The sequence below is a fragment of the Candidatus Aramenus sp. CH1 genome, from assembly GCA_022678445.1.
Taxonomy (GTDB): Archaea; Thermoproteota; Thermoprotei_A; order Sulfolobales; family Sulfolobaceae; genus Aramenus.
Genome location: JALBWU010000007.1, coordinates 123,215 through 140,842, shown reverse-complemented (window position 1 = coordinate 140,842; position 17,628 = coordinate 123,215). Strand labels below are relative to the sequence as shown.

Sequence of the window (17,628 nt, the reverse complement as noted above, 5' to 3'; positions counted from 1 at the left end):
CCATTTTGGTACAGCATTTAAAACTTCGCGAAAACATATTGGCGATGGGAGACAAGGCTATCGACGAAGTTGCAGAGAACCTTTCGAAGACCTACCTAAGGGGTTCTCCTAGGTCCAAACTGATTGAGGCAGTTGTTGTCCTCCTACACGCGAGGCCCTTGAGGACTTCTGAGATAGCCACGAACTTAGGTTACGAGACTAAGTACATAAGCAGTTACTTGAGCTACTGGAAGAAAAAGGGCCTCGTCTACCAAGAGGGAGGCAGGTGGTACTTAACTCCAGATGGCGAGAACTTGGCCAAGGCGATCATCGATTCCTACTCCAACTCTAGGTTCAAGGAAATGCTGGCAATAGCTAAACAGCTCATCGATCCTGTTAATCAACCAATAAACAACAAAAAGGGACAAGACGAGACAAAAGAGGCCAAGGAAGTTTTGTCGTTTATTGACAACAAAACCAGTAAGGCTATCAAGAAACAACAAAAAGGAGACCCAACGGTTTGTCTATCGGAAATCATTCAAAAATTAGATGAGGATGAGAGGGAAATATTAATTTACTTAATATCTAGGTACAAACAATGGGGCTCCACATACGTATACTTGGACCAGTTGCAGGAGGAGTACAAAGCGGATCCAGCGTGGCTGTTCAAGGTATTGAGGGGGCTTCAGACTAAGAGGATCGTCTACTTATACAACGACCCCAAGTTGGGTTTCAGGGTTGGTTTCTCCCAAGTTGTCAAGAAGAAGCTAGAGGACTGCTAAAATCTACTTCTTTGGTTTTGTGAAGAATTGCGTGTTTGTTGTTGCTAAGGTTTAGATTATACAAACTCTATTTACTCTTCTGACAAAAAATTACGGCCCCGTATAGTAGTGTTTAATAAGGTAAGAGTAGCAAGGTATATAATACAAAATCCTGAAAATAGGGTATAAGGTGAGAATTCTTGTCTTCAAATAAGTCCGTTAAGATGTCAGAAGAGGAAATAAATAAGGCCCTTGCCAAGGCCGAGAAAGAGGCCGAGAAAAAGGACCATAAGAGAATATGGATAGAGAAGATGGTGAAGAGCGCTAAAACCTACTACAAGGTATGTCCATATTACGACAAAAAGACCTCTAATTGCTTCTTAGACCTAGCGAACAAGTGTACTAGGGAAGGGAGGTACGACAACTGCCCAGTCTTTATGAAGTTCCTTGAGGATAAGTACCAGGAGCTAACGGCGAAAAAGAAGATACTTCCGCTAGATTTCTTAGACTTGGCTCAAACAGTATAATGTGGAGGAGTTGGCCAAGAAGAAGGCTGACGTCAAGGAGGACAAGGCCGAGAAGGGCAAGAAGAAGCCAAACAAGGACAAGTATGTGGACCCTGAGAAGTTACTGGACGAGTACCTAGACGACGCTGTAACCGCCCTCTCAATTTCCAATTTACAGCTCGAGAGGGACGAGTACAAGGAGCTCATAAAGGAACCCTTTATAGCTGCAGTGGGTCAAGTCAAGAGTAAGCCGAAACTTTCGACCATCGTGAACAGGCTATTGGCCAACAGAGATGGATTCATGGAGTACTTAGCTATGAAGCTTGTGAGGATAAGGGAAATTGAGAAGATGACCGACGAGCAACTAGAATTCGTTGTCTACAACACCAAGAAAGGAATAGTAGCGTTAGCTCCCCAGCTCTATAAGGAGGCAGTAAAGAGAGGTAGAAGCGACTTGGTGGACATCCTCAGGTACGAGTGGGACACCTATGGAATAAGGTCTCCAATAAAGTGTACTAAGTGCGGTTTCAACTCGATAATGCCAGACTTCACGTGCAGGGTATGCGGTTACGAGATAAGCATGAAAGAGGTGAAGGCCCAGATAGACCTGATAGGCCTCTTGAAGGACTACAGCAGCCTGGATCCAGAGGGTTTTAAGGAAATCCTCAGCACAGGCTACTTTTACTACACCGCCACAGGAGTTGTCCCTCCTTCTAAGTTTAAGCCCGAGCCTGGGGCACTCTTCTTTGAGATAGTGCTCAGCTCTTCTGAGAAGAAAGCCTTAAGCAGTACTGGCAGTACTCCTCGTTAGGCCTTACGTAAGCTCCACATATTTTACATCTCTCTCCAGAGAATATAGTCAAAGAGTTCAAGAATGTGTGGAATATTTCGTTATCTTGGAACTCCTTGTGGGACCATTTCAATATTTCATCTAAAACTTCGTCTTTTGTGTTTAACTCCCCGGTTATTTCAGAGAACCCCTTAAGCTCCTGTAACGGAGTGGAGAAGAGGGGAATAAAAAACTTCACTCCCCTGAACTCCGTGACTAGGTCATAGTAGCTCAGGAACCCGTGGTTTAATGACGAGATAGAGTATATCAAGTACGACAGGAAGAAGTCGGCTGTTAAGGGCAAAATGACCTTCTTGTAGTTTAGGTCAAAAACTTCCTTAAATAGAGACCATAATGTCTCGTTTATGTCTCCCTTAGGTTCCACCTTCAATTCGTCGATTGTCAAGTTACATCCCTTACATATTCTGCTCACGATCTCTTTTATTAGGACTGCCACGTTTCCGTAAAAGGTGGGATAAGCTAGGAGTACTCTGTCGTCTTTCTCCAGGAATCCGGTGGACGACAGCTCCCTCCTAACTCTCTTCACGATTTCGTCCCTAGCGCACTGAACGCAGAGCAACTTCCCGCTAACGTTTACCTCTCCATCAAATCTATTGCACTTTATGCAGAGCACAACCTCCTTATTTTTACCCTGTAAATTAAAAAGTTAGATCCAGAGATGTCCCTAATCTTAACGACGTAAATAAAGAAAAATTTATATATAAGCGATACTAAAGGTCTCCAGAAAAGGTGTCGTAAAATGGCATCCGTTCCAGTCTTACTGTTTAAAGAGGGTACTTCTAGGTCTACCGGTAGGGACGCGCTAAGGAACAACATACTAGCGGCAAGGACCTTAGCCGAGATGCTGAGGTCAAGTTTGGGTCCAAAGGGACTTGACAAGATGCTCATCGATAGCTTCGGAGACGTGACGATAACTAACGACGGTGCGACAATTGTCAAGGAGATGGAGATACAGCACCCCGCTGCCAAGCTTCTAGTTGAGGCAGCAAAGGCCCAAGATGCAGAAGTGGGAGATGGAACGACCAGCGCAGTAGTGTTGGCTGGCCTCTTCCTCGAGAAGGCAGAAAACCTGCTTGACCAGAACATTCACCCAACCATAATCATTGAGGGGTTCAAGAAGGCCTTTAACAAGGCAGTGGAGCTCTTGCCACAGATAGCTACTAAGATCGATCTCAGTGACCTAAAGTCCCCAGCTGCTAGGGAGGCGCTAAAGAAGATAACCTACACCACTATGTCCAGCAAGTTCATGGCAGAGGGGAGCGAGCTCAACAAGGTAATGGACATAGTTATCGACGCAGTGACCACTGTAGCAGAGCCTTTGCCAACCGGAGGCTATAACGTTCCTCTTGACTTGATAAAGATCGATAAGAAGAAGGGAGGGACAATTGAGGACAGCCAGCTCATCCACGGTATAGTGCTTGACAAGGAAGTAGTGCACGCGGGGATGCCAAGGAGGGTAGAAAAGGCAAAGATAGCCGTACTTGACGCTGCACTAGAGGTGGAGAAGCCAGAGATCTCAGCTAAGATAAGCATAACTAGCCCAGAGCAGATAAGGGCATTCCTAGACGAGGAGGCCAAGTACCTCAAGGAGATGGTCGACAAGCTCGCGTCAATTGGCGCTAACGTGGTGATCTGTCAGAAGGGAATTGACGACATAGCCCAGCACTTCCTCGCCAAGAAGGGAATCCTAGCGGTTAGGAGGGTGAAGAGGAGCGACATCGAGAAGCTGGAGAAGGCACTTGGCGCTAGGATAATAAGTAGCATCAAGGACGCCACGCCAGAGGACCTCGGTTACGCTGAGCTAGTGGAGGAGAGGAAGGTAGGTAACGACAAGATGGTATTCATTGAAGGGGCGAGGAACCCGAGGGCCGTGAACATCTTGCTGAGGGGTTCCAACGACATGGCCCTAGACGAGGCCGAGAGGAGCATTAACGATGCCCTACACGCTCTAAGGAACATCCTAATGGAGCCATATATCCTGCCCGGCGGAGGAGCTGTAGAGCTAGAGCTCGCAGCGAGGCTAAGGGACTACGCCAGGACTGTTGGAGGGAAAGAGCAGTTAGCTATCGAGGCCTACGCTGAGGCGTTAGAGGAGATCCCTGTAATCTTGGCCGAGACTGCAGGCCTAGAGCCCGTGTCCTCCCTAATGGAGATGAGGGCGAGGCACGCGAAAGGGCTAGTAAACGCTGGCGTTGATGTAATTAACGGAAAGATAATTGACGACATGTACTCAATTAACGTGGTAGAGCCCATAAGGGTAACAAGGCAAGTACTGAAGAGCGCTACTGAGGCGGCCACTTCCATATTGAAGATAGACGACTTAGTTGCAGCTTCCCAGCTCAAGAGCGAGAAGAAGGAAGGAGAGAAGAAGGGAGAAGGAGAAGAGAGTTCTTCCCCCACTCCCTCCCTAAGCTAAGACCTCATTTTTAGAACTTCTTATACATCACGACAGTGTCCGATCCTTCAAGGTCTTTATAACCGTCAATTTCTTGGAGGACTTTCTCCGCAGCAGACTTGATTTCCTGGTCAGTGTAACTGCTTATCACCTCTTGGAGGAGTTTCTTGGCCAACTCTACCCCAATGATCAGAACGAGGTCTGTGAACTCGGAGCTCAAGAGGTAATCTTTTAACTTCTTTGGGTCTCCTCCATAAGAGGAAAACTTGTACTTGGATTCGGCGTTGGCGAGCAACCTCCTCACGTCATCCAACCTCTTTAAGTCGAGGGTGTTGGGCGTTAATACCTTGCTCGCCACGTGCCTCAGGAAATCTGGCTGGTCCAATCCAATCCGCCTATTAATGTTTTATTACCTATCGTGTATAAAAGACTTCAATATAATGATGCTTCGAAACTCTTAATGAACATTTAAAAGTAAATTTTACATATTTATCATAGTGTCTATAATGAGTGCTAGGAAGAGGAGAAAGAAGGTTGATACCGAAGACACAGAGGAAGTAGAGAGTAAGCTGAAGGTTGTTTACTCAGATAAGGACGTCGTTGTAATGACCGCTCCCAACGAGGAGGAGCTAAAGCAGATCTTGTTGGACCTCTTGTCGGAGAAGCCAATGAACTTGAAGGAGTTACACAGTAAGCTGTCTGGTATTGCCAGTGAGGACAAGATAAGGAGGGCTTTAGCCAGCCTCTCCGAAAAAGGGCAGGTAACTTTACTGGAAGACGGTAGATACGCAAAGCTAGGTACCGAGTAAGACTTCTATTATTCAATACCCCTTATTGGGCATTTTTGCCAGTATTTGCCGCACAGCTCAGCGGAGCTTTCAGTCAAGATCCTCCCCAGGACTTTACAATAAGCAATGAAACCCGAGTTTGTCCTCAATAACTGGAAAAACTGACATTCGCTGTCCACTTTTTCCATCAAGACGTTTACTCTAGGATAAAACTTCACTTCCTGTTCTATCCTTTCCTCGTCGTACACTTCAAGACCTTGTTTCTCTTCTCCCTTGTCAACGTAAAACCTACAGCCCTTGTATGTCTTAAAGCACCTCTGGGGGCTAACTACGCTGTCTGACGGAGTATCGAGCATAGGTGAAGTGCAGTAGCCGTTCTTGTAATAGGGGCACACTTCACGCTTCTGCAACGTCTCTCACTATGAGGTGTATGCCCAATAGCCCTTCCTCGTCCTTTGAGCCAGGGAGGTGGACTCTCGTGATAATAACGTTGTCCACCGACGACCTTACCCTCTCGATCACTTCCCTTATTTTCTCATCGTTTACCTTCTGCCCCTCGTTTTCCACCACCAACACGTCCGCGACTTTCATGTTTTACAACTTCAGCTAGCAAAGAATTAAAAGCTACACACCCTATTACACATGTGAACGTAATAAGGGAAGCAAAGAGGGAGATGGCCAAGGTAATATCGCAGGTTATTAACGTCGAGGAGGAAAAAGTCTTTAATAACATAGAATACCCATCAAAGGAGGGACTAGGAGACCTCTCGCTCCCTCTGCCGTCTGTCACGAGGAACCTCAACGTTGACGTTAGCGGTAGGGGTAAGTACGTCAAGTCCTTCAGGAGGGACGGCATCTTCATAAACGTCAATCTAGACGAGGTGAGCGTGTTTAACGGCGTCTTCTCCAGTTTAAGTGAGGACTACGGGCTAGAGAAGGTGGACAAGCCAAAGAGGATAGTGGTGGAGCACACTAGTGCCAATCCAATACACCCCTTGCACATAGGCCACTTGAGGAACGCTATTCTGGGGGACACTTTAGTCAGACTTCTAAGGGCCAGGGGGCACCTAGTGAACTCGAGGTTTTACGTCAACGATAGCGGGAGGCAGGTGGCGATACTCATATATGGGCTATCCAAGCTGAACTACCCAGAGCCATCTGCTGGGGTAAAAAAAGACGAGTGGCTAGGTCTAATCTACGCCATGACCAACGTTATCCTCGAGATAAGGCAGATAACCCAGGAGTTAAAGAACGCTAGTGAGAGCGAGTACAAGGAAAAGATATCCAAGAGGGACGAGCTAGTTGCTGTGGCACAAGGACTAAGGGAGAGGAACGAGGAGTACTTTGACGTACTCTCTGACGGCATAATGAAGGAAGAGGACCCTGAGAAGGTGATCCTCGACATAATCGAAAGGTATGAGAGGGGGGACGAAAGGACTAAACAGATAGTAAGGAAATACGTGAACTACGCCTTAGAGGGCTTTATGGAAAGCCTTGGAAAGCTCGGAATATCCTTTGACGTCTTCGACTATGAGAGCGACCTCCTCTGGAACGGGGACGTCAAGAAGGTGCTCGAGGAGACAATGGACTCGAGGGCTAGGGTAAACTACAAGGGCACTTGGGCGTTGGATCTAGAGAACTTTGTAGACGAGTCAGTCAAGGAGGAGCTCAGGATACCGAAAGGACTAGAGCTACCGCCGTTAGTGTTAATGAGGTCAGACGGGACGACCTTGTACACCTTAAGGGACGTCGCCTACACTTTCAAGAAATTCTCGGATTTTAAGGCAGACGTCGTGATAAACGTAATAGCCGAGCAACAGGCAGTACCTCAAATGCAACTGAGGGCAACGCTTTACCTGCTCGGATACCCGGAGCACGCTAAGAACTTGATCCACTATTCCTACGGAATGGTGAGCCTCCAAGGCATGAGGATGAGCGGGAGGTTAGGGAGGTACGTTTCCTTTGATGAAGTGTACGAGAAAGTAAAGGAGGTCGTTGAGGCAAAGGTCAGGGAGAAGAAGGGCAACGTGGAGGAGCTAGACGAGATAGTTAACTCAGCAATAAGGTACGCCATAGTGTCCGTGTCAGCTAACAAACCAGTTACGTTCAACGTAAACAAGGTAACTAACTTGGAGGAGAATAGCGGGCCCTATTTACAGTACACCTACGCCAGGGCCTACAACATACTAGCTAAGGTAACAGATCGCCTAGATGTAAGTAACGTTGACCCCTCGGAGCTGGTGGGCGAGAAGAGGAAAATCCTCATGATGATAGCTAGGTTCCCCGAGGTCTTCGCCAAGGCAGCAGATGACATGAGCCCGGAGGTACTGACGGTCTTCCTGAGGCAGTTCTCAGACCTCTTTAACGCGTGGTACGATAAGGAGAGAGTGCTCCAAGAGAAGGACGAAAAGAAGAGGGTCACGAGGATATTCCTCGTAAAGGGAGTAGAGACAGTGCTAAGAAATGGTTTAAAATCTTTGGGTATAAAACCCTTGACTAAGATGTAACGGACCCGTAGCTCAGCCAGGACAGAGCGTGGGCCTCCGGAGCCCAAGGTCCCGGGTTCGAGTCCCGGCGGGTCCGCATACCTCCATAAAGGATTTTACGTAGGTAATAAATGGGAAAGCAGAAACGAATAATTTTATCTGTCATCAAATATTTGTCCAGGAGTTTTCCCACATCTGCATCCTTTTAATCCTCATTTACAAGTATGGCTACTCAGAGCACTGGTTAAGTTTTTGATAGTTAAGAAGTTAATTAAACGTCCATTAGCGGTTAAGCTTCTCAAGATTTTTATCCGTATATTATAGATTTTTCCCCAAATCAATATTATATATAAATCATGTATCTATTTATGAGTAACCAGTACTACTGCTGCTTACTATTCTAACTTGTACGGAGAAAAGGTCATACCACCAGTCATATGGAGAAGATTATTTAGCGTAAACTGATAAATATTATTTGATTCAAATGCTAGCTAACATTAGCTTAGCAACTCTAAACAAGCTCTTCGTACTGAAGAGAGACGGTAGAAAGGAGGAGTTTAAGTTCGAGAAGATACTAAACAAGCTCGGCTTCGTCCCAGACAAGGTGATGGACGGCATAGCACAGGACGTCCTCCAGCTTGCCAAGGACAACGTAATAGACACGAGGACGATAGCCGACATCGTGGAGAGGAACTTGGTGGAGAACTCCTTAGAGCACCCTGAGCTAATGGATCTCGCTAAGAGGTACGTCCTCGCTAGGATATACAACCACGTTTTCGGCAAGGGTAGATGGAAGCAGTTCAACGAGAAGGACTTGTTGCTCACCTATAACTCCCTCAAGGTCCTAGAGGCCAGATACTTACTGAAAGACCCAAACACGCTGAGGTACATTGAGACCCCACAGATGATGTTCAGGAGAGTGTCCTCCTTCTTAGCAAAGGTCGAGGAGAGGTACGGAAAGGACGAGAAGGCTGTGAAGGAGGCGGAGGAGAAGTTCTACGAGATAATGAGCGACCTAAAGTTCTTGCCAAACACTCCCACGTTAATGAACAGCGGTACCAGGCTGGGGATACTCTCGGCGTGCTTCGTACTGCCTGTGAGGGACTCCATGACGTCCCCTGAAGGGGACGGGATATACGACACGTTGAGGGCAATGGCGTTAGTGCACCAGCAGGGAGGGGGCACTGGCTTTGACTTCTCCGAGTTGAGGCCAAAGGGCGACATTGTCGCTTCAACTGCAGGCGTTGCCTCTGGGCCCGTGTCCTTCATGAAGATATTCGACGTGTCCACCGACGTGGTGAAGCAGGGAGGGAAGAGGAGGGGGGCAAACATGGGCGTCATGCACGTCTGGCACCCCGACATAGAGGACTTCATCCACGCCAAGACCGGGCAGTTGAAGGACGTCCAGCTCCAGAACTTCAACATCTCCGTGGGAGTTTACGACTACTTCATGGAGAAGGTGGAGAAGGGGGAGGAAGTGCCCCTCATCACGCCGAGGAAGACCAAAGTCCCTGGCACCGACCACGACTATTACATAGTCAAGGCCAGGAACTACATGCACGAGGAGTGGGTACAAGAAGTAGTTCTGAACGAGTTAGAGGAGAAGGGTAGCGTCTACTTGGACGAGAGCAAAATCATCACAGTGGATGAGGCACTAGTTATAGCAGAGAAGGAAGGTGCCATCACTAGGTGGGTGAATGCTAGAACTCTCTTCAACGAGATAGTAAAGGGCGCTTGGGACAGTGGTGACCCAGGACTGCTCTTCATAGACACCATAAACAGGGGTCACCCAACCTGGTACCTTGGGAAAATACAAGCCACGAACCCCTGTGGAGAAGAACCACTGTTGCACTGGGAGAGCTGTAACTTGGGTTCAATAAACCTGGAGAAGTTCGTGAAGGAGGTAAACGGCAAGCCCACGGTTGACTGGGATGGCCTCGCTGAGACTATCCGTTATGCGGTACGCCTCCTGGACAACGTCATAGACGCCAACCGCTACCCATTGAAGCAGATAGAGGAGGCCACTAAGAGGACCAGGAAAGTAGGTCTAGGGGTCATGGGCCTCGCTAGGATGCTGATAAAGCTGGGCATACCCTACGACAGCGTCGATGCCGTGTATTTATCTTACCAGCTCGCCAAGTTCATCTATTACCACGCTTTGAAGACGTCAATAGAGCTGGCCAAGGAGAAGGGGCCTTTCCCCGGTTACGACGCTAGGCTCTACAGGGACATATGGGAGAACGCTAAGCCCTTAGAGGAGCTGTTGGCCATCGCAGGTATAGGAGATAGACCATCCGCCAAGGTCAGGGAGATCACCAAGGCCGTGGAAGCCCTCGACTTCTCCAAGCTCAAGGGGGAGAGGCTCACCCACGGCTTGAGGAACGCCGCCGTGGTCTCCGTGGCCCCGACAGGGACAATCTCTATCATAGCAGGAACCTCTTCCTCTATAGAGCCACTCTTCGCCCTAGCCTTCATCAGGAACGTGGCGGTCGGGAAGTTCATGGAGATAGACCCCCTGTTCCTCGAGTACTTGAGGAAGTACGAGCTCGACAACCCCGAGGTCGTCAAGAAGGTGGCTGAGACCGGGATGGTAGGTGACAACGCCTTCATGCCCGCAACTATCCGCAAGCTGTTTAGGACTGCCCACGAAGTGCCTCCAGAGTACCACGTGTTGCACCAGGGTGCTTGGCAACAGTGGAACGACTCCGGGACTTCAAAGACCATCAACTTGAGGTCCGAGGAGCCCCCGGAGACTGTAGAGAGGGTGTATTTGATGGCGTGGAAGATGGGGATAAAGGGCATAACCGTGTACAGGGACAAGAGCAAGTCCCAGCAAGTAATCTACTTTGGCATAAAGAAGGAGAGGGAGGAGCTGGAGAAGAAGAAGGAGGGCAAGCTACTCCCCTCTTCCCTGAGGATGGAGAAGTACGTGGAAGTGAGCGAGAACTACGCTGGCGGATGTAAGACCTGCGAGTTATAAAAAAACTTTTTTATACTCTAACACGTATTTTTAAAATGTAGAAGATCATGTCTCTTACATTACCGTGCGAGTTTTCTGTTAAAGAGATACTGCCGGCTTTGAGGTCTATAATTGCCGAGAAGCTGGTCACTGAGAAGGGGATGCCCATATATAGGGCAGCTAACGCTATGGGACTGACCCCAGCTGCCGTAGCAAACTACGTGAACAAGAGGAGGGGGACTGGTATACGTGGGCTTATAGAAAAGGACGAGAGGTTAATGAGTATGGTCAACGACCTCGTAGATAGGCTGGCAAGCAACAAGGTTGACAACCTCTCGACTTACTATTGCATACTCTGTTCAGAGGGAAAGAGGGCCCTAAAGAAGAGTGGGATGGAAGTTCTACCTTGCATGTATGAAAACTACGCCTTAATTAAATGATTCTTTTCCTCAAGTACTGTTCCATTAACCTCCTAACCTTCAGCTTTACGATGTGGATTCCCCACCTTCTAAACGGTATCCTTACTCTGTCGAATTCTGGGACTACCTTCTCGTTCTCGTCGACTACTTCAGCCTCAGTGATCCTGGCGGTAACGTATACCGTGGAAATCACTGGGCTTTCCGACAAGTTGACTAAAGCTAAGGCTAGATCTCCCTGAGCGTAGTCAAGGAAAAAGGGCACTATAGAAGCTGGCTCCAATCTGTAGAGGCTCACGTTGTACTTGGGCTTAAAGTCCAGCCTTACTAGAGGGTTTGAGAGATCCCAGCTTAGCCTGTAAGGCTTCACCTCCCTCCAGTTGTTCCCCCTTACCATTAAAATCCCCTTTCCTTCTGCCTTCATCCTTCCGTTCTCAAAGCTTACTTCGATCGGAGAGGAGGAGACGAAACAAAAGGCTTCTTCCAGTTCGACACAGACGAAAGGGGAGTTTGCAGGTTCCTTCGAGACCTCGATGAAAAAGGGGTTTAGGTAGACAAAGTCTGGGTTGAAGTACCTGGTGTCCACGCTCAGGGAATTCTGTAACTCTTCCCTTTCTTCCCTGCGTTCTGCCATCACTTCCCCTGGCTTTAGGCTCCCCCTAGGCCAAGGGGAGGGGTTTAAGTAGCTTTCCCCTTCCCCAGAAGGTATTAGGTCTTGGACTAGGCTAACGAGGGCTCTCTCGTTGAGTCTGCCAAAGCTCCACGGTATACTCTTAACTTTCAATGGCGTCTTTACAATCACCTCGTCTCCCTCTCCTTTGGCCCTGATGCATGTTCCATCGGGGCCAACGATCCTGGAGTTTAGTCTCCAGTATACCTCCTTAACCCCCGAAAGTTTAAGCAGTTGGGGCAACTGCTCTACCGACAGATCTTCGTCGTCTAACCTCAAGCTCTCCAATTTGTTTGAAAACAGGATACTAAGTAGAAAGTCAGGGAGCAAAACTTACACCGTCAGACAAATGCCTTTTCGTCACCTTTCAGGATCGGGGGTAACTCCTCACCTTTATATTTTCTCCAATTCCCTCTTTATTAACTCAGCTACTTTCTTTCCCTCTGCCTTTCCCCTGACCTTCGCCATTACCCTTCCCATGACTAGGTTAAAGGCCTTGTCCTTTTTCCTCTTGATCTCCTCTAGGTTCTCTTGAATTGTGGCCTTGACTATCTTCTCCAGCTCCTGGTCGCTTATGGAAGAGAACCTGGAAATCAACTCGTTAATTGTTCCCTTACCTAGCGAGTACTCCAGCAGGATCTCCGGGATCGAGTCCTTGTTTATTACACCGCTGTATACTCCTGCTATCACCGCCTCTATGACGTTGTCAGTAATGAGCTCTGTCTTCCCTCCTTTGCTCTTTACGTACTTGACGGTGTTTTCGATTGTTGTCGCTATAACCACTGGGGGTACTTTGGGCGAGTACTTCCTTGTAAGCTCCTCGAAAAGGGATAACCTTGGGCTATTTATAATCTGCTTAGCTAGCTCTTCTCCGAGTCCTAGTCCCACCAAACTCTTCAGCTTTTCCTCAGGAGAAGGCGGTATGTAGGCCTTTGCCTCAGCGAGCAATTGCTCTGTTACCCTTATTGGAGGGATGTCCGTTTCTGGGTACATCCTTGCAGAGCCCGGTTGTGGCCTTAGGAACCTTGTAGTCCCGTCTTCCTGTGCCCCCCTTGTCTCCTTGGGTACCCCCTCAAAAGCGTAAAGTACCCTGTCCCTTATTACCTCATACGCCTTCTCCAGCTTCTCCCTTGGTCCCACTATGAGTACGAAGGCGTCGCCCTCCTCTACGCCCAGGGCGTCCTTGACCTTTTTGACCTCCTCATTTGTTATGCCGTAATTAGGCAACTCGTCTGAGTGGAATATTCCTCCCAGACCTGCCAAGACCCTAACGTAGTCCGCCACTTCTGTGCCAAAGCGCCTATTCGGCATGACTTCCCATCCAAATATGCCCTTGAACCCCTTGACCTTGATGCCGTAAACCCTTCCCCCGGACTTCAGCGTGTTCTGGACTACCTTGCTCTTTGACCCCTGGAAGAGGTCCGTCAAGTCCCTCTTATCGAAGTTCCCCAATACTTCGTCCTTGGTTACCCTCCTCTTCAACTCGTCCCTTATCCTAAGTAGGTTGTACTGCCTCAAAGCCTCGTTTTCGATTATCGTTGGTATCAAGTCGAGCTCTTGCACACCTTTGATCTCTATCTTAACTCCTCTGGCAATGGAAACGTTCAAGTCCTGCCTTATAGTCCCTAGACCCCTCTTCACCTTTCCGGTCAGCCTCAACATCTGCCCTATCTTGAAGGCCACCCTCTTAGCCTGTTCGGGGGAATGTATGTCAGGCGCAGTCGAGATCTCTATTAGAGGTATACCAAGTCTATCCAAGTTGTAAACTACCTCCTTCCCCATGTCCTCTATTTTCCTCGCCGCGTCCTCCTCTATGGCCACAGTCTGTATCACCACTTCTCCTTCTTCATCTTGGATTGAACCCCCTAGTCCTACAATCGACGTTCTTTGGAACCCGGAGGTATTTGACCCGTCTATTACTTCCTTTCTCATTACATAGATTTCATCGACTACCTTGCCCTTGAACGCCAGCGTCATCGCTATGCCTATCTTTACAGCCTCCCTGTTCATCTCGTGCGGGGGCTCCTCGTCGCACTCCACTAGACAACTGCTCTTCTCTGGTATCCTGTAGACGTACTTCTTCCCCTTTTCCCACTCAAAGAGCGCTGCTACGTCCACTTCGCCTATTTCACTCATGACTGGCCTCAAGTACCTCTCCAGGGTCGCCTTGTACTCCTCGGTGAGTAACGTAGGGCAGTTACAGAAAAGCTTGTGCTGAGTGTCGAGTTGCTGGTGAATTTCAAGCCCTACCTTTAATCCAAGGGATCTATAGTCGAGCTTACTCATGGTTCCACCTTGGGTAAAAGTCTACCGAATGTCTATAGTTTATTTCTCCAGCCATATTAGTTAACATGAGCGACTTGACCTTATCGACATCGTCTTCGTGGGCCAAGACCCACATCAGCTTCACTAAAGCCACTTCCGGAAGCATGTCCTCCAGCGGGACTACTCCAGCTTGCTGGAGAAGTCTTCCAGTAGTGTAGACGTTCATGTTGACCCTCCCAAAGAGACACTGGGAGGTCATTCCCAGGAAAACTCCCTCCCTTGACGCCTTCTTGAACTGTTCTAGGAACTGAGTGGACGTGTGTCCAAGTCCAGTCCCCTCTATTACGATCCCCCTTACACCTTTCTCCTCAACTAGGTGCTCAACGATAGAGGGGTCCATTCCGGGGTAGTACTTGAGGAGAAAGACCCGGCTATCGAACTTTGAGTCAAGTACGCTCTCCTCCCGTTTAGGGAAGAAGTCCGACCTCAAGAGCTGCACCTCCCTTTCCCTCCAGAACACCTTAGCGAGGGGTTTGTCGTTAATGCTTTGGAAGGCGTCCCTCCTGCTGGTGTGCATTTTCCTTACCTTAACTCCCCTGTGTGCTAGGGTGTAAGTGTCTGAGCTTTCGCCGTGCATGTTCACGACTACTTCCCCAAATGGGGCGTTCTTAGCGAGGATAACAGAGCTGAGTAGGTTAATTGGGGAGTCGCTACTTGGTCTGTCACTGCTTCTTTGGGAACCAACTAGGACTACTGGGCCTTGAAGGCCCTTAAACGAAAAAGCTAACGCTGACGCCGTGTAGGCCATGGTGTCGGTGCCGTGGGTTACAATTACGCCTAAGCTACCTTCGTCAAAGGCCCTCTTAACTGACTCGGCTATTTTCACCCAGTTCTCCGGCGTCATGTTTTCGCTAAGTATACTGAAGAGTATCTCAGACGACACCTTCGCTATCTCGTTGATCTCCGGTAGGAACTGCACTATTTCCTCAGTGGTCAAGGCTGGCCTAACGGCACCTGTCTCGTACTCCACCTTGCTCACTATGGTACCTCCAGTGCTTATTATTTTGACCTCTCCTTTCCTGTTGTCTCCCTTTCCCGTCAAGGGCTTGCCAAGTCCCTTCTTTTCCACCAGTTTGACGCTGGCGTTCTCCACGGACACTCCCACGTTATAGCCGTTGTCCATTTTTACGACCACGATGTCGTCGTCCTTGGAATATGAGGGCATCAATATGCCCTTTACCCTCACCTTCTCTTTCTCTATTTCAATAATGTCCCCTATTTCAGCCCCAATTTGAGATAACACGTCCAGGGCTTTACCTTTATAACTTTCAAGAGGCATTTGAGAAAAAATACTTTAAGTTGAATAAAAACCTTGTGAAGGTCATTTTCTTTGCTGTTGTGATGAAGCCTTAACTATTCTCTTCTCGAACTCCATTCTGTTCCTTAGCCTAGGTGGCTCCTTTGATTTCTCCTTTGGCTGTATCTTTGGCGTCTGGCTCCTTACCTTTCCAGCCTTTGTTAGCGAACCGTGAGACGGCATATTGCTTTCAGAAGTAATATACCGAAAACAAGAAATTTAAACTTAGAGCTTTAAGACTTCTGGGCTAAACATAATGAAAGTCTATCTCGTCGAGCACGTCATAGGCTCGTTTGCCTTTGACGAGAACGGTAAGCTCGTTGATTACGTCTTGAACCCCAGGGATCTGGGCAAAGTAGTTGACATGCTTATAGATCACGAGGAACACGGAAACCCCTTTCCTTCCGCGCTTGAGCTCCTGCTGAAGCTAAAGCCTTCTGAGGTCGTGGTGGAGAATGAGGCTGAGGTAGCGAAATTCCAGGGGTTGGGCGCTAGGGTAACCACGCAGGTACACCACTTTGGAGCCAGGGAATTTAGGCAGTCTTTGGTTAAGTATGCTTTGGAAGCTAAGTACGCTCCAAACGAGGAGGAACTTTACTCCTTCCTTTACCAAGTTTCCTTTGAGTACACAAGGAGGAAACTGAGGAAGGCCTCTCAGAAGAGGGATCTGCTAGCAATTCAGGCAGTTAGGGCGATAGACGACATAGACAAGACGATCAACCTGTTCTCGGAGAGGCTGAGGGAGTGGTACAGTCTTCATTTCCCTGAACTAGATAAGATGGTGGAAGATCACCAGCTCTACTCTAAGATAGTCTCTTACCTTGGGTATAGGGACAACATAACGCAAGAGGCGCTAAAGGAACTCGGGCTAAACGATTCTCGCGCGTCAAAGATTGCAGACGCGGCTAAGAAGAGTATAGGTGCTGACATATCGGAGGACGACATAAACTCCATAAGGATGCTCTCCAACACTATCCTCGAGCTTTTCAAGATAAGGAATGACCTTGCAGATTACGTAGAATCGGTAATGAGGGAAGTCTCCCCTAACGTTACCGCTCTAGTGGGACCAGTCCTTGGAGCGAGGCTACTTAGCTTGGCGGGTAGCCTAGAGGAGTTAGCAAAGATGCCAGCAAGCACTATCCAAGTGCTCGGTGCAGAAAAGGCCCTCTTTAGGGCACTAAAGACGGGTAGCAGGCCTCCAAAGCACGGCATTATATTCCAGTTCCCCGCCATTCACTCGTCTCCGAGGTGGCAGAGGGGTAAGATAGCTAGGGCTCTGGCTGCCAAGCTGGCAATCGCAGCTAGGGTAGACGCCTTCAGCGGGAGGTATATAGGAGACCAGTTGGTGGAACAGCTAAACAAGAGGATCGAGGAGATCAAGACTAAGTACGCACAGCCACCTCCTAGAAAACAACAGAAAGAGGAAAGGCCTCAGGGAAAAGGTAAAAAAGGTAAAGGAGATAAGAAAAAAGGTAAGAGAAGGTGATGAACCATTTCTGAGAGCATTAAGACAGTAAAGGAAACAAAGATGGAGAACGTATTCGAGTGCATTTACGTTGATGGGGTTACTAGGCTTTGCACCAAAAACTTGGCCCCCGGATACTCTGTCTACGGTGAGAGGCTGATTAAATTCGAGGGGATCGAGTACAGAGAGTGGAACGCATTTAGGAGTAAGTTGGCGGGGGCCATACTTAAGGGGCTAAAGTACAACCCGATAAAGAAGGGCACTAAGGTCCTTTACTTGGGTGCAGCATCGGGTACCACGCCAAGCCACATCTCTGACATAGTGGAAAAAGAGGGCAAAGTTTACGGCGTAGAGTTTTCCCCAAGGGTCGTTAGGGAGTTAATCCTTGTAGCGCAGCGTAGGCCAAACCTCTTCCCAATACTTGCTGACGCCAGGTTCCCTCAGGCTTACAGTTTGTTGGTTGAGGACCCAGAGGTACTCTACGTTGACATAGCCCAGCCAGACCAAACCGACATTGCTATTTACAACGCCAAGTTCTTCCTGAGGGAGGGCGGTTACCTCCTCCTAGCGGTAAAGGCTAGGAGCATTGACGTGACTAAGGAACCAGAGGAGATATTTATGGCTGAGGCGGAAAAACTGAGGAAGGAGAACTTCGACGTAGAGCAGATAATTAACTTAGATCCCTACGATAAGGACCACTCCATGATAGTTGCCAAGTTTAAGGGTTAGAT

18 protein-coding genes and 1 tRNA gene are annotated in these 17,628 nt (G+C 48.4%); 11 read left to right on the top strand and 8 right to left on the bottom strand.

The genetic code is table 11. The annotated features are described in order from the left end of the window. Nucleotides 1-44 precede the first annotated feature (44 nt). The 3 genes from MPF33_06765 (at nucleotide 45) to MPF33_06755 (ending at nucleotide 2,057) form a co-directional block, all read left to right on the top strand. A complete protein-coding gene (locus tag MPF33_06765; GenBank protein MCI2414929.1) occupies nucleotides 45-761 on the top strand; it encodes a replication initiator protein WhiP in 717 nt (238 codons plus the stop codon). 179 nt (nucleotides 762-940) lie between these two features. Continuing rightward, nucleotides 941-1,267 (top strand): hypothetical protein, encoded by a 327-nt coding sequence (locus MPF33_06760; protein MCI2414928.1) that lies wholly within the window; start codon nucleotides 941-943, stop codon nucleotides 1,265-1,267. Nucleotides 1,268-1,277: 10 nt separating this feature from the next. Next, nucleotides 1,278-2,057, top strand: a complete 780-nt coding sequence (locus MPF33_06755) for a hypothetical protein (protein ID MCI2414927.1) — start codon at nucleotides 1,278-1,280, stop codon at nucleotides 2,055-2,057. Here the strand turns inward: MPF33_06755 and MPF33_06750 are convergent. Further along, nucleotides 2,005-2,709 carry a hypothetical protein gene (locus MPF33_06750; protein ID MCI2414926.1) on the bottom strand — a complete coding sequence of 235 codons (705 nt, stop codon included), beginning with the start codon at nucleotides 2,707-2,709 and terminating at the stop codon, nucleotides 2,005-2,007. The genes MPF33_06755 and MPF33_06750 overlap by 53 nt on opposite strands. A 126-nt stretch (nucleotides 2,710-2,835) precedes the next feature. On the opposite strand from MPF33_06750, the gene MPF33_06745 reads away from it, so the two are divergent. Continuing rightward, a complete protein-coding gene (locus MPF33_06745) occupies nucleotides 2,836-4,512 on the top strand; it encodes a thermosome subunit (GenBank protein ID MCI2414925.1) in 1,677 nt (558 codons plus the stop codon). Nucleotides 4,513-4,522: 10 nt separating this feature from the next. On the opposite strand, the gene MPF33_06740 is transcribed toward MPF33_06745, so the two are convergent. Continuing rightward, the gene (locus MPF33_06740) at nucleotides 4,523-4,876 is read right to left on the bottom strand and encodes a hypothetical protein (protein MCI2414924.1); all 354 of its coding nucleotides are present in this window, start codon (nucleotides 4,874-4,876) and stop codon (nucleotides 4,523-4,525) included. 121 nt (nucleotides 4,877-4,997) lie between these two features. On the opposite strand from MPF33_06740, the gene MPF33_06735 reads away from it, so the two are divergent. Next, nucleotides 4,998-5,300, top strand: coding sequence for a hypothetical protein (locus MPF33_06735; protein MCI2414923.1), 303 nt, complete (start codon nucleotides 4,998-5,000; stop codon nucleotides 5,298-5,300). An 8-nt stretch (nucleotides 5,301-5,308) separates the two neighbouring features. Here MPF33_06735 and MPF33_06730 read toward each other — a convergent pair whose 3' ends face one another. Both MPF33_06730 and MPF33_06725 read right to left on the bottom strand, forming a co-directional pair. Further along, nucleotides 5,309-5,689: a hypothetical protein gene (locus tag MPF33_06730; GenBank protein ID MCI2414922.1), complete on the bottom strand. Its 381-nt coding sequence runs from the start codon at nucleotides 5,687-5,689 to the stop codon at nucleotides 5,309-5,311. Continuing rightward, nucleotides 5,676-5,870 carry a hypothetical protein gene (locus MPF33_06725; protein MCI2414921.1) on the bottom strand — a complete coding sequence of 65 codons (195 nt, stop codon included), beginning with the start codon at nucleotides 5,868-5,870 and terminating at the stop codon, nucleotides 5,676-5,678. The genes MPF33_06730 and MPF33_06725 overlap by 14 nt, the downstream gene beginning before the upstream one ends. 53 nt (nucleotides 5,871-5,923) lie before the next feature. Here MPF33_06725 and MPF33_06720 point away from each other — a divergent pair, with 53 nt between their 5' ends. The 4 genes from MPF33_06720 (at nucleotide 5,924) to MPF33_06705 (ending at nucleotide 11,164) form a co-directional block, all read left to right on the top strand. Continuing rightward, nucleotides 5,924-7,786, top strand: a complete 1,863-nt coding sequence (locus tag MPF33_06720; protein ID MCI2414920.1) for an arginine--tRNA ligase — start codon at nucleotides 5,924-5,926, stop codon at nucleotides 7,784-7,786. Between the two features lies 1 nt (nucleotide 7,787). Continuing rightward, a tRNA-Arg gene (locus tag MPF33_06715) sits at nucleotides 7,788-7,862 on the top strand. A gap of 378 nt (nucleotides 7,863-8,240) precedes the next feature. Next, complete coding sequence (locus MPF33_06710; GenBank protein MCI2414919.1) at nucleotides 8,241-10,745, top strand: adenosylcobalamin-dependent ribonucleoside-diphosphate reductase; 2,505 nt, start codon at nucleotides 8,241-8,243, stop codon at nucleotides 10,743-10,745. A gap of 47 nt (nucleotides 10,746-10,792) precedes the next feature. Further along, on the top strand, nucleotides 10,793-11,164 hold the full coding sequence (locus tag MPF33_06705; GenBank protein MCI2414918.1) for a transcriptional regulator: 372 nt from the start codon (nucleotides 10,793-10,795) through the stop codon (nucleotides 11,162-11,164). Here the strand turns inward: MPF33_06705 and MPF33_06700 are convergent. From MPF33_06700 to MPF33_06685, 4 genes are all read right to left on the bottom strand, one after another. After that, nucleotides 11,157-12,098, bottom strand: a complete 942-nt coding sequence (locus tag MPF33_06700; GenBank protein MCI2414917.1) for a hypothetical protein — start codon at nucleotides 12,096-12,098, stop codon at nucleotides 11,157-11,159. The genes MPF33_06705 and MPF33_06700 overlap by 8 nt on opposite strands. Nucleotides 12,099-12,203: 105 nt before the next feature. Beyond that, the gene (gene gatE / locus MPF33_06695; protein ID MCI2414916.1) at nucleotides 12,204-14,096 is read right to left on the bottom strand and encodes a Glu-tRNA(Gln) amidotransferase subunit GatE; all 1,893 of its coding nucleotides are present in this window, start codon (nucleotides 14,094-14,096) and stop codon (nucleotides 12,204-12,206) included. Next, entirely contained in the window at nucleotides 14,089-15,414 is a 1,326-nt protein-coding gene (gene gatD / locus MPF33_06690; protein MCI2414915.1) for a Glu-tRNA(Gln) amidotransferase subunit GatD, read from the bottom strand. Before gatD ends, gatE begins: the two co-directional genes overlap by 8 nt. Nucleotides 15,415-15,456: 42 nt before the next feature. Continuing rightward, nucleotides 15,457-15,615: a 30S ribosomal protein S30e gene (locus tag MPF33_06685; protein ID MCI2414914.1), complete on the bottom strand. Its 159-nt coding sequence runs from the start codon at nucleotides 15,613-15,615 to the stop codon at nucleotides 15,457-15,459. 70 nt (nucleotides 15,616-15,685) lie between these two features. Here MPF33_06685 and MPF33_06680 point away from each other — a divergent pair, with 70 nt between their 5' ends. Together MPF33_06680 and MPF33_06675 are read left to right on the top strand one after the other, a co-directional pair. Further along, nucleotides 15,686-16,918 carry a C/D box methylation guide ribonucleoprotein complex aNOP56 subunit gene (locus MPF33_06680; GenBank protein MCI2414913.1) on the top strand — a complete coding sequence of 411 codons (1,233 nt, stop codon included), beginning with the start codon at nucleotides 15,686-15,688 and terminating at the stop codon, nucleotides 16,916-16,918. A gap of 42 nt (nucleotides 16,919-16,960) precedes the next feature. Further along, nucleotides 16,961-17,626, top strand: a complete 666-nt coding sequence (locus MPF33_06675; protein MCI2414912.1) for a fibrillarin-like rRNA/tRNA 2'-O-methyltransferase — start codon at nucleotides 16,961-16,963, stop codon at nucleotides 17,624-17,626. Nucleotides 17,627-17,628 lie beyond the last annotated feature (2 nt).

Bases quoted from the DNA above. Each gene is read 5' to 3' on its own strand.
- gatD (MCI2414915.1), bottom strand. From the start codon at position 15,414: ATGCCTCTTGAAAGTTATAAAGGTAAAGCCCTGGACGTGTTATCTCAA.
- MPF33_06725 (MCI2414921.1), bottom strand. From the start codon at position 5,870: ATGAAAGTCGCGGACGTGTTGGTGGTGGAAAACGAGGGGCAGAAGGTA.
- gatE (MCI2414916.1), bottom strand. From the start codon at position 14,096: ATGAGTAAGCTCGACTATAGATCCCTTGGATTAAAGGTAGGGCTTGAA.
- MPF33_06705 (MCI2414918.1), top strand. From the start codon at position 10,793: ATGTCTCTTACATTACCGTGCGAGTTTTCTGTTAAAGAGATACTGCCG.
- MPF33_06675 (MCI2414912.1), top strand. From the start codon at position 16,961: ATGGAGAACGTATTCGAGTGCATTTACGTTGATGGGGTTACTAGGCTT.
- MPF33_06765 (MCI2414929.1), top strand. From the start codon at position 45: ATGGGAGACAAGGCTATCGACGAAGTTGCAGAGAACCTTTCGAAGACC.
- MPF33_06735 (MCI2414923.1), top strand. From the start codon at position 4,998: ATGAGTGCTAGGAAGAGGAGAAAGAAGGTTGATACCGAAGACACAGAG.
- MPF33_06745 (MCI2414925.1), top strand. From the start codon at position 2,836: ATGGCATCCGTTCCAGTCTTACTGTTTAAAGAGGGTACTTCTAGGTCT.
- MPF33_06685 (MCI2414914.1), bottom strand. From the start codon at position 15,615: ATGCCGTCTCACGGTTCGCTAACAAAGGCTGGAAAGGTAAGGAGCCAG.